This window comes from Bowmanella dokdonensis (assembly GCF_017254865.1).
In the GTDB taxonomy this organism is placed as follows: Bacteria; Pseudomonadota; Gammaproteobacteria; order Enterobacterales; family Alteromonadaceae; genus Bowmanella; species Bowmanella dokdonensis.
Genome location: NZ_JAFKCV010000089.1, coordinates 1 through 462, shown reverse-complemented (window position 1 = coordinate 462; position 462 = coordinate 1). Strand labels below are relative to the sequence as shown.

1 pseudogene is annotated in these 462 nt (G+C 47.2%); it reads right to left on the bottom strand.

Going from position 1 to position 462, the window contains the following annotated elements:
- Positions 1-213: 213 nt before the first annotated feature.
- Positions 214-462 (bottom strand): annotated as a pseudogene (locus tag J0A66_RS21675) (6-aminohexanoate hydrolase); the annotation flags it as partial.

Genomic DNA, 462 nt, shown 5'->3' with positions numbered 1-462 from the left:
CCCCAGTATCCTCAGCTGAAGGAAAATTACAAGTACGACTTTTAGGTAATACACTTAGAAAACCCGCCAAAAGCAGGAGAGAAGCGCTAAAAAAACAATGTTTTTATCAGTTTGTGAGGATAAATGCCCTCAGCACAGATTTTACTGAGGGCAAGCAGGGATATCGCGATACAGCATGTAAAGCCGTTCTACAAAACGTTGTTTGCAGGGTACTCAGGGCGAGGTCTGTTCCCTAAGCAAATGTTCAGCTAATGCCTGATAGGCCGCCAGAGATACGGGATCATTTGCGGCATTACCAGCAATGGGGTAACTGGCAAACCGGGCAATAACCATTTCGGCTTTTGGATCAATGTATAACGCCTGCCCGTGCACACCTCGGGCCATAAATGCACCATGAGTATTGTGAGTAACCCACCACATGTTTCGGTAACTCCAGCCTTTTAGCAAGGCATAACCGGCGGC